The following is a 9730-nucleotide window of genomic DNA, read 5'->3' on the forward strand; positions in this document are numbered from 1 at the left end:
GAGAGGATTGGGTGGAGACCACCATCGGGGCCTCGGTGTCGCTGGGGGTCGACGAGTCGCAGTCCCGCCTGTGGGAGAACCACGTCGGCCGCAGCCTGGCCTTTTGGGAGGGCGAATTCGCCAACGCCGCCGCAGCGCTGGCGCCTCTGGCTCGGTCCAGCCCGGAGGCGGTGTTCCGTGCCGTGAACCGGGTTCGCCGGTCGCTCATCCGGGTGGAGGCCGACGAGGTCACCTACCCGCTGCACGTCGCAGTCCGCTTTGAGATCGAGCGAGCCATCTCGCGGGGCGAGCTGAAGGCCGCGGACCTGCCCGCTGCATGGAACGAGAGCTACGAGCGCATCCTCGGCATCAGTCCGCCGAGCGACGCCGACGGCGTCCTGCAGGACGTCCACTGGAGCATCGGCTACCTGGGCTACTTCCCGACCTATCTGATCGGGTCCGTGTACTCGGCGGCCCTTTTCGACGCCTACACGGCCCACGCCGGAGGCAAGGACGCGGTCCGGGACCAGTTCCGGGCGGGCGACTTCGCCCCCTTGCTGACCTGGCTGCGCAAGAACGTCCACGAGGTGGGTTCGTTGAAGCTGCCTGCCCAGGTCATTGCCGACGCCACCGGCCGGCCGGCGGAAGGCGGGATCGACACCGGCCCGTTCGTCGCCTACATCCAGTCGAAGTACCGGGACCTGTACGACCTGTAACTAGCTAGAGTGCTTCCGGTGAGATGCTTTCGCCGTCGAGTGTTGTGCTGTTTCGCCGTCCTGCTCCTTGGGCTGGCCGCCTGCGGCAGGGATTCGGCTCCCGGTGTGTTGCGCACCTCGACGCCTGAAGCATCCCCATCGCCTCCACCGGCCTCTCCGTCGCCCGAGCCGTCCCCTTCACCGGTCGCCCCACCTACCCCCAGCCCGCCGTCCCCCGCCCCGGTCGCAGCGCCGGCCGGGCAATACACCTTCCCGCTGGCTTCCGCATCGGCGGCCCGCTACGGCCGTTCCCACCACGACTACCCGGCGACGGACATCTTCGCGCCCTGCGGAACCCCGGCCGTCGCCGTCACCGGCGGGGTGATCCAAGAGGTCAGCCGGACCGACGAGTGGAGTTCGGCGAACGACAACCCGGCGATCCGGGGAGGCCTTTCCTACTCGATGGTCGGCGACGACGGCGTGCGTTACTACGGCAGCCACCTGGCAACGGTGGCCCCGGACATAAATCCCGGGACCCGGGTGGAGAAGGGCCGCCAGATCGGCACCGTCGGGGATACCGGAAACGCCCGAGGGTCCGGCTGCCACCTTCACTTCGGCCTTTCGCCTCCGTGCGGGCCCGGCGACTGGCAGGTCCGCCGGGGGACCGTCTACCCGTGGTCATACCTCGACTCGTGGCGTTCCGGCGGCGGTCGCTCGCCGACCGACGAGGTGCAGGCCTGGAACGCCCGCAATCGCGCCTGCTGAGGGAACTTCGAAATCTAACATTTGGCATTGACACCCGCCGACCCAGCCGAGAGGATGGTCGGGTCCAAGGGGGCCTCTTGAAGCGACACCTCGTACTTTCCGTGCTGCTGTTGATGGTGCTGCTTGCCCTCTCCCTGCCTGCCTCGGCCGTGACTGCGCCGAAGGACTCCGCCCAGAACCGCCTCGATGTCTACGCCGGTGAGGTAACCCCGGAACAGCTGGACGACGTGGTGGGGCTGGGAGTCGACCGCAGGGAGATGCAAATCGAGGTAGTGCCCGGCTCGGCCCGGGGCGCCAAGCGCAGGCTTCGGATCGAGACCGTCCTCAGCGGCCGCCAGGCCGGTTCGCTTCGGGCTCAGGGCATCGACCTGCAGGCCAAGACGGTCGGCGGCGCCACGACCGCCCAGCGATCCACCGCGCTGGCAGCCGAGGGGTTCGAGGTCTTCAAGAAGTACGGCGGCCCCGGCGGAATCAAAGAGGAGTTCGAGCAGGTCGCCGCCGCCAACCCGGAGATAACGAAGCTGGTGGTGCTCGGAAAGACCCATCAGGGCCAGGACATCGTGGCGATGAAGGTCACCCGCGGCGCACGAAACGTCCGGGACGGAGCCAGGCCCTCGGTGCTCTACATCGGCGCCCAGCACGCTCGGGAGTGGATCACCCCCGAGATGATCCGCCGGCTCATGCACCACCTCGTCGACAATTATGACAACGACCCCGAAATTCGCCGGTTGGTCAACCAGAACGAGTTGTGGCTCGTTCCCGTGTCCAACCCGGACGGGTACGACTGGTCCTTCGAGCCCGGGCAGCGCCTGTGGCGCAAGAACCTCAGGGACAACAACCGGGACGGGCAGATAACGCCCGGTGACGGCGTCGACCTGAACCGCAACTACCCCACGAAGTGGGGCTACGATAACGAAGGCTCCTCTCCCGACCCCGAGAGCGAAACCTACCGGGGGCCGCGACCGGCCTCGGAGCCGGAGACCCAGGCGCTCATTGCGCTGGGGGCACGGGTAAGGTTCGACTTCCTGGTCAACTACCACTCGGCCGCCGAACTTCTGCTGTACGGAACCGGCTGGCAGGTTGCCACTCCGGGGCCGGACGACGTCCTTTATGAGGCGATGGCGGGTGACGACGCCAATCCCGCCATTGCCGGCTACGACCCGGATATCTCGGCGGAGCTGTACACCACCAACGGCGACACCGACACCCACTTCACCGAGGCCTTCGACACTCTCGGCTTCACGCCGGAGATGGCCACCTGCGAGGAAGCCGCGAACAGCGTGCCCGACGACGAGTGGGTGGCCGCGGAGGATTGTGTCGCACTCGGTTTCGACTTCCCCGACGACGAGGCCCTCATCCAGGCCGAGTTCGAAAAGAACCTGCCGTTCGCGCTGTCGGTTGCCCGGTCGGCAGACGAGCCCGACGACCCCGATTCGGTTGTCGGCCGTACTGCGGAGGAATTCCGGCTCGACCCCTTCACCGTCTCTCACGGAGACCCCCAGACGGTGGCGGTGGTGGCCAAGAGGGAGCTGCGCCGGCTCCGGCTCAACTTCCGGATCAACGGCGGGCCCGCCCGGTCTGCGCCCACCGACGAATGGCAGGGGGGAGAACGTTACGGTGACGAAAACGAGGTCTACTACGCCGAGTACCGCGGCGTGGTCACGGGCGCCGCTCCTGGAGATCAGGTGGAGGTCTGGTTCACCGCCGAACGGCCCAACGGCCGGAACGCGAGGAGCGCCTCATTCACCTACACGGTCGCCGCGGACACCACCGCCCGGGTGCTGGTCGTCGCCAACGAGGACTACGAGGGCGTAAACCCCACCTACGATCCGCCGATCACCGCCCCGAAGTACGCCGCCCTCCACGAGGCGGCGGTTGAAGCCTCCGGCTACCCGGCCGACGTCTGGGACGTCTCCGCCCAGGGCGTGCCCCACGACCTGGGAGTGCTCAGTCACTACGACGCCATCGTCTGGTATCTCGGCGACAACCGTTTCACCCAGGATCCGGAGGACGAGCTCGTGGAGACGTTCGCGGGCGACCTTCCGGAGATGGCCGTCGCCGAGCGCCAGCAGTACCTCACGATGGCGGTGCGGGACTTCCTCAACGAGGGCGGGAAGCTCATCCACGCGGGTGAGACCGCCCAGCACCAGGGGCTCCCGGGGTTCGCAGAGTTCATCGGAGGCGTCTACTACGGGTTGAACGGGGACCCGACCGCGGAGTGCGAGATCACCGCCAACTTCGGCGGTGACTGCCTGATCTTGGCCGACGACTTCCGCCAGTACTACCTGGGAGCATTCAACCGGGTCAGCTTCAGCGCCCCCGACGGCGTTCTGGGCATCGCCAGGCCGATCAACGGCGTTGACGTCGACCTGGGCGGTCCCGTAGTAGAGGGTGACAACCCGCTCGACGAGGCCGGGCTTTTCCTTCCCACCAGCGACGTGCTTCCCCGCCGCCAGTTCCCGCAGTTCGACAGCAGGGGAGCGGCGGTCTACGTATCCGGAAGCGTCGGGCCGTTCGACCCGTTCGAGGGAACGCGCTACGCCGGCATGCTCCACTCCGACTTCGCCTACTCCCGACTCACCAGGACCATAGACCTGGCGGGGGCAACGACAGCCCAGCTGCAGTTCCAGCTGTCGCTCAACATCGAGTCAGACTTCGACAACCTGATCGTCGAAGCCCACACCGTCGGGCAGGACAACTGGACGACACTGGCCGAAACCGGCGGCGCAACCAGCACCAACCCCCCGGCCGACTGCGAGTTTGCGATCACGGACCACCCGTTCCTCACGCACTACCTGGACGAGACCACCTGTACCTCGCCCGGCTCGACCGGCACCTGGAACGCGGTCACCGGGGCCACCAACGGCTGGGAGCAGGTTAACTACGACCTCACGGCCTTCGCCGGCCAGCAGGTGGAGGTGTCGATCTCCTACGTCTCCGACATCTTCGTCGGGGTCATCGGAGCCTTCGTCGACGACACCCGGGTGATCATCGACGGTCAAAGCTCCAACGAGGACGGCTTCGAGGGGGCGACCAGCGCCTGGTCCGTCACCGGCCCGCCCGAGGGCAGCCCGGGCAACGACACCGAATGGCAGATCACCGAGAAGCTGTTGGACCTGTACGCAGCCACCTCCACCGAGGACACACTTCTGTTGGGCTTCGGCCTGGAGCAGCTGGCGACCGACGCAGACCGGGTCGAGCTGCTGCGCAAAGCCCTGAACGGCCTGCTGGGGTAGGGAAGCGGCGTTCGCGCGATTGCCGCCCGTATACTGACCGAATGAAGACCCCCTTTAAGCTCCTCGTCTGCCTGCTCGCGCTTGGTTTGTTGCTGGGTGCGTGCGGCGGTGAGGAAGAGCCGGAAAGACCGGCCTACAAGACCTTCACCTCAGACGAGGGCAAGTTCAGCGCTGATTTCCCCGGAGCCCCAAAACGTGATGCCCGAACCGAGACTGCGGGAGACATCAAGCTCAACCTGGTCCACTTCAGTGTCGACAACGGCGACGAGGCGGTGTCGGTCTCTTTCATCGACTACCCGGAGTCGGTTTCGACCCAGGACCCCAAGGTGCTGCTCGACAGCATCGCCGAGGGCGCGGCGAGCGCAGCCGACGGCACCGTGGCGGGAGTACAGAGCAAGCTCAAGTCGAAGACGCCGACCACGGTCGGCGCCAACCAGGCCATCGACTTTCAGGTCGACATCGACGAGCGTGAGCTGGTGGCCCGGGCGATACTCGTGGGGACCCGCATGTACCTGCTCCAGGTGGTCAGCGAGCCCGGTGTCGACAGCACCAGCTACAAGAGGCTGACCGAGAGCTTCGAGCTGATCTGAGGGCGCCCCATCGGGTGGGCATAAAAGTGGCCCTCCCGAAGGAGGGCCACGTTTAATTTTGAGGGTATCTAGAAGCGGTTGAGCACGTAGTTGGCCAGGAAGTACAGGATGACGATGGTGATCGCCAGAATGAATCCGTACTTCACCATGGCGTAACCGGCAAGTCCGGAATTGGCCGGCTCGGGGTCGGAAACTACCCGCCTCTCGACGACTGGTTCTTCTTCGTAAACGGGCACTCGGGGCCTCCTTGTTTTCAGGACAAGTCAAATACTTCGTGTCTTAAAGGTTCCCTTTAGGAGGGAACGGCAAACCAAATTCGTGGCAGACTGCCAGCGGTAGAAACCCGGGGAGTGTTATGGACGACAAGCACGAGTACGAATTCCGAAGGGTCGGGCGGTTCCCGCCGTACGTCTTTGCTCAGGTGAACGCCCTGCTGGCGCAGGCACGCCGGGCCGGCGAGGACGTCATCGACCTGGGTATGGGCAACCCGGACATCCCCACGCCCGAGCCGATCGTCGAGAAGCTGATCGAGGCCGCCCGCAACCCCCGCAACCACCGCTACTCGATGTCCCGGGGACTGCCCAAGCTGCGCCGGGCCATCTGCGACTGGTACGAGCGCTCCTACAACGTGATCCTGGACCCGGAGACCGAAGCCCTCGCCGTCATCGGCGCCAAGGAGGGCCTCAGCCACCTCATGTGGATCCTCCTGGAGCCCGGCGACTCGGTTCTCGTGCCCGAGCCGACCTACCCCATCCACACCTACGCCCCCATGCTGGCCGGCGCCAATGTCATCCGGGTGCCGCTCTCGCTGGACGCCGACTTCTTCCGTAACCTGACCGAGGCCTTCGACAACACCTCCCCGTCCCCGCGGGTGGTCATCGTGTCGTTCCCGCACAACCCGACCACTGCAACCGTGGAACTCGAGTTCTTCGAGCGCCTGGTGGAGTTCGCCAAGCGCCACGACGTGCTGATCGTGCACGACATGGCGTACGCCGACCTGGTCTTCGACGCCGAGCGGGCCCCGTCGCTGCTGCAGGTCCCCGGAGCCAAAGACGTCGGTGTGGAGTTCTTCTCGATGTCCAAGTCCTACTCAATGGCCGGCTGGCGGCTGGCCTTCATGGTCGGAAACCCGGAGATCGTCGCCGGTCTCGGGCGCCTGAAGTCCTACCTCGACTACGGGGTGTTCCAGCCGATCCAGATCGCCGGCATCATCGCCCTGAACGAGTGCACCGAGGCCCCCAAGGAGATCCGGGAGACCTACCGCAACCGCCGGGACGCCCTGGTGTCGGGCCTGTCGCGGGCCGGCTGGGAGATCCCGAACCCACCGGCCACGATGTTCGCCTGGGCGCCGATTCCCGACCGGTTCAAGGACATGGGGTCGCTGGAGTTCTCCAAGATGATGATCAACAAGGCCAAGGTAGCGGTTTCCCCCGGCGTGGGCTTCGGCCGGGCCGGCGACGGCCACGTCCGCTTCGCGCTTGTCGAAAACGAGCACCGCATCCGCCAGGCGGCGCGCGGCATCAAGGCAATGCTGGACGAGTAGACCTTTTTCGGGGTTTCTCCTTATCCTCGGGCAGATCTTGTTGGCTGCACAGTTATCGGGCCGAACGCCGGTGGTTCGAGTCAGACTTCCGGGACTGCCCGTGGGAATGGTGCAATGAAGTCCGCGCGGCCCAATCGGTAGACGTTAAGGAGACATCATGACTGTCAAGCGGATGGACAACGTCGGCATCGTGGTAGAAGACCTCGAAGCCGCCATTGAGTTCTTCACCGAGCTTGGCCTCGAGCTCGAGGGGCGGGCCCCCATCGAAGGAGACTGGGCAGACGGCGTCACTGGGTTGCGGGGCCAGCGCGTCGAGATTGCAATGATGCGTACGCCGGACGGCCACAGCCGCCTCGAGTTGTCCCGATTCCTCGCCCCGCCTGTGGTCGCCGATCACCGCAGCGCCCCGGTGAACGCCCTTGGCTACCTGCGGGTCATGTTCGCCGTGGAGGACATCGACGATACGCTCGCCCGGCTCGGCAAACACGGCGCGGAGCTCGTCGGCGAAGTGGTCCAGTACGAAGACATCTACCGGCTCTGCTACATCCGGGGCCCCGAAGGAATTCTCATCGGGATTTCCCAAGAGCTCGGACATCAGACCTCCCGTTGAGCACATGTGAAGCTACGGACTGACGGGGCCGGGCCCCTCGCTGCCGCGCCGCTCATCCACTCAGATCACTTCAGCGACTAGACAACTCGGCGTTCACCGTCAGGTACGGCTGGGATGTGCCCTGGGAGAATGATCCTGGAGTCCTACCGAGGGGTGTTTGACGTTTTGATGGAGGGGCTTCAAATCGAGTAGATTTGTCGAAAGGTCGGGCTCGACCACTCCCAACCACGCCCGCAACCAATCATGCCTAAAGACGCACCCATTACCGCCGACACCCTTACCGGCCGCCGTTTCTACCGATTCCTCGAACTGACGCTTGCGCCCTACCTGCGCTGGGCGTACCGGGTGAAGGTCTCCGGACTCGAAACCTTCCCGATGGAGGGCCCGGTCATCGTCGTGGCCAACCACCTGTCGTTCTGGGACTCGTTCTGGGTGCCGCTGTGCGTTCCCCGCAGGGTCGTCTTCCTGGCCAAGGCCGAATACTGGGACAGCATCAAGACCCGGTGGCTGGTCAAGTCGCTCGGCATGATCCCCATCCGGCGCGACATCCGGGCCAAGAGCCTGGCGGCGCTGGAGACGGGCATCGAGTTCCTGAAGTCCGGGGGCGTCCTGGGCCTGTACCCCGAAGGCACCCGCTCTCCCGACGGCCGCCTCTACCGGGGCCGCACCGGCGTCGCCCGGCTGGCTCTGGGCTCCAATTCGCCGGTCGTCCCGATCGGCCTGATCGGCAGCCGCGAGGTCATGCCCAAAGGCGCCAAGTTCCCGAAGCTCCGGGGTCACATAACGGTCAAGTTCGGCCCCCCGTTGACCTTTGAGAAGTACGCCGACAGCGACAACCCCCGGGTTGCCCTGCGGGCCATGACCGACGAGATCATGTTCGCGATCATGGAGCAATCCGGCCAGACCTACGTCGACGAGTACGCCTCCCGGGATGCAGCCCCCAAGCCGGCAGCCGAGGACATGCGCATCCCGACCGAGGAGAAGCTCGGCTAGCGATTCCTCAACCGCTGAAAACCCTGTAGAAGAGGTAACCGCGGTCTCTTCCGGGCTGGTCTACCGCCCAGACGGTGGCGTCGTTGCTGCCGGCAAGGCTGGAAACTTTCATGAGCGTCGTTACGGCCCCGAAGCGCTCAATACGTACCGACCCGCGGGGTCGTCGGGATTGCTGCTCATGTCCGCTCTGATACTCATGACGTCGCCATCAGGACCGACTCCCGTCCCTCCCGCAGTACACATAAATGCACTCGCCCCTCCAGGACGGCAGCGCAGTTCGTCGAATTGATCGGCGGCGGACGGGATCGCAACCAGAAATTGCTCGAGGTACTCCGGCTGGCGACGGCCGGGCAATTCGCCAATCCCGACCGCTAACGCTTCTTGGGGCGCCTCTTGGGGCTCTCGGCCGGCGGGTCCGGGCGGCGTAGATCCGGTTCGATTCGCTCCCCCCGTACGTCCCGGGTGGTGAGCCCGGCCGGCAGCGTCAGGCCGAGGTCCTGCAGGCTCGTGCCCAGCCCGGTGTGGGTGTTAACTTCAATCTGCGGCTCCAGCTCCGGGCCGAAGTCCGGTGGAGTGAAGGTTGGTTGAGCTGCTGCGCCGTCGGCATCACCCATGCTGGCTCTCCTTGTCTGACTGCCCCCCGTTGGAAAGACGAACCAGTTTCAGAGTAGACCGGCCGAGGTCCAGCCACAAGACCTTCAACTCTTTTGAGGACGCCTCCCACCACCTCGCCGGCGATCGTCAGCCGGTACTCCCGGATCAACGCCTCCCGGTCGCCCTCCCGCTCGCCAGCTTCAGCTTGCGGTAGGCGTAGATCCCCCAAACCGTCCACGCCACCACCAGGAACGGGAGCAGCCAGTCCAGGAGGTCACGACCTGAATTCGTCCAGCTTGTCCCTAAACAGCGTCGAGGCGATGGTCGTTCGCCGGAACTCGCCCTTCAGGAACGACTCGGCGAAGCCCTTCGCCTGCTCGTAGGAGACTTTGGGCGGCATCGGGGGCTCGTCCGGGTTGACCAGGACGTCGACCACCGCCGGTCCCGGGTGGGCGAAGGCGGCCTCGATCCCCCCGCGGACCTGGGCCGGGTCCTCGACCGTGACGCCGAAGCCGCCGCAGGCGGTGGCCCAGGGGGCGAAGTCGAAACGCCTCTCGAAGCGGACGCCGTGCTCCGGATAGCCCAGCGCCATCTGCTCCCACAGGATCTGGCCGAGAAGGCCGTTGTTCAGGATCACGACCTTTACCGGCAGCTCGTAGCGGACTGCGGTCATGAAGTCGGCCATGAGCATGGCAAAAGCGCCGTCGCCCACGAAGGCGATGCAC

The 9730-nt window shown here is 65.7% G+C and carries 10 protein-coding genes; 7 read left to right on the plus strand and 3 right to left on the minus strand.

The features are described 5' to 3' along the window. The 4 genes from VFV09_03890 to VFV09_03905 all read left to right on the plus strand — a co-directional run. The coding region (locus VFV09_03890; GenBank protein ID HEU4866851.1) for a carboxypeptidase M32 at positions 1–695 on the plus strand (695 nt) is incomplete at its 5' end. An 18-nt stretch (positions 696–713) separates the two neighbouring features. After that, positions 714–1439, plus strand: coding sequence for a M23 family metallopeptidase (locus tag VFV09_03895; protein ID HEU4866852.1), 726 nt, complete (start codon positions 714–716; stop codon positions 1437–1439). Positions 1440–1516: 77 nt separating this feature from the next. After that, positions 1517–4675: a M14 family zinc carboxypeptidase gene (locus VFV09_03900; protein HEU4866853.1), complete on the plus strand. Its 3159-nt coding sequence runs from the start codon at positions 1517–1519 to the stop codon at positions 4673–4675. A 41-nt stretch (positions 4676–4716) separates the two neighbouring features. Then, complete coding sequence (locus tag VFV09_03905; protein ID HEU4866854.1) at positions 4717–5265, plus strand: hypothetical protein; 549 nt, start codon at positions 4717–4719, stop codon at positions 5263–5265. Between the two features lie 68 nt (positions 5266–5333). Here VFV09_03905 and VFV09_03910 read toward each other — a convergent pair whose 3' ends face one another. After that, positions 5334–5501 (minus strand): hypothetical protein, encoded by a 168-nt coding sequence (locus VFV09_03910; GenBank protein ID HEU4866855.1) that lies wholly within the window; start codon positions 5499–5501, stop codon positions 5334–5336. 119 nt (positions 5502–5620) lie between these two features. Between VFV09_03910 and VFV09_03915 the strand changes: the two genes are divergently transcribed. The 3 genes from VFV09_03915 (at position 5621) to VFV09_03925 (ending at position 8411) form a co-directional block, all read left to right on the plus strand. Then, complete coding sequence (locus tag VFV09_03915) at positions 5621–6808, plus strand: aminotransferase class I/II-fold pyridoxal phosphate-dependent enzyme (protein HEU4866856.1); 1188 nt, start codon at positions 5621–5623, stop codon at positions 6806–6808. 157 nt (positions 6809–6965) lie between these two features. Beyond that, on the plus strand, positions 6966–7418 hold the full coding sequence (locus VFV09_03920) for a VOC family protein (protein ID HEU4866857.1): 453 nt from the start codon (positions 6966–6968) through the stop codon (positions 7416–7418). A 243-nt stretch (positions 7419–7661) separates the two neighbouring features. Then, on the plus strand, positions 7662–8411 hold the full coding sequence (locus VFV09_03925) for a lysophospholipid acyltransferase family protein (protein HEU4866858.1): 750 nt from the start codon (positions 7662–7664) through the stop codon (positions 8409–8411). Positions 8412–8782: 371 nt separating this feature from the next. On the opposite strand, the gene VFV09_03930 is transcribed toward VFV09_03925, so the two are convergent. Together VFV09_03930 and VFV09_03935 are read right to left on the minus strand one after the other, a co-directional pair. Beyond that, positions 8783–9025, minus strand: coding sequence for a hypothetical protein (locus tag VFV09_03930; GenBank protein HEU4866859.1), 243 nt, complete (start codon positions 9023–9025; stop codon positions 8783–8785). Positions 9026–9279: 254 nt separating this feature from the next. After that, positions 9280–9730 (minus strand): thiamine pyrophosphate-dependent enzyme (locus VFV09_03935; protein ID HEU4866860.1); only part of this gene is annotated, 451 nt, incomplete at its 5' end.

The organism is Actinomycetota bacterium (genome assembly GCA_035759705.1).
Lineage (GTDB): Bacteria > Actinomycetota > CADDZG01 > JAHWKV01 > JAHWKV01 > JAJCYE01.

Bases quoted from the DNA above. Each gene is read 5' to 3' on its own strand.
- VFV09_03905 (HEU4866854.1), top strand. From the start codon at position 4,717: ATGAAGACCCCCTTTAAGCTCCTCGTCTGCCTGCTCGCGCTTGGTTTG.
- VFV09_03915 (HEU4866856.1), top strand. From the start codon at position 5,621: ATGGACGACAAGCACGAGTACGAATTCCGAAGGGTCGGGCGGTTCCCG.
- VFV09_03920 (HEU4866857.1), top strand. From the start codon at position 6,966: ATGACTGTCAAGCGGATGGACAACGTCGGCATCGTGGTAGAAGACCTC.
- VFV09_03925 (HEU4866858.1), top strand. From the start codon at position 7,662: ATGCCTAAAGACGCACCCATTACCGCCGACACCCTTACCGGCCGCCGT.
- VFV09_03930 (HEU4866859.1), bottom strand. From the start codon at position 9,025: ATGGGTGATGCCGACGGCGCAGCAGCTCAACCAACCTTCACTCCACCG.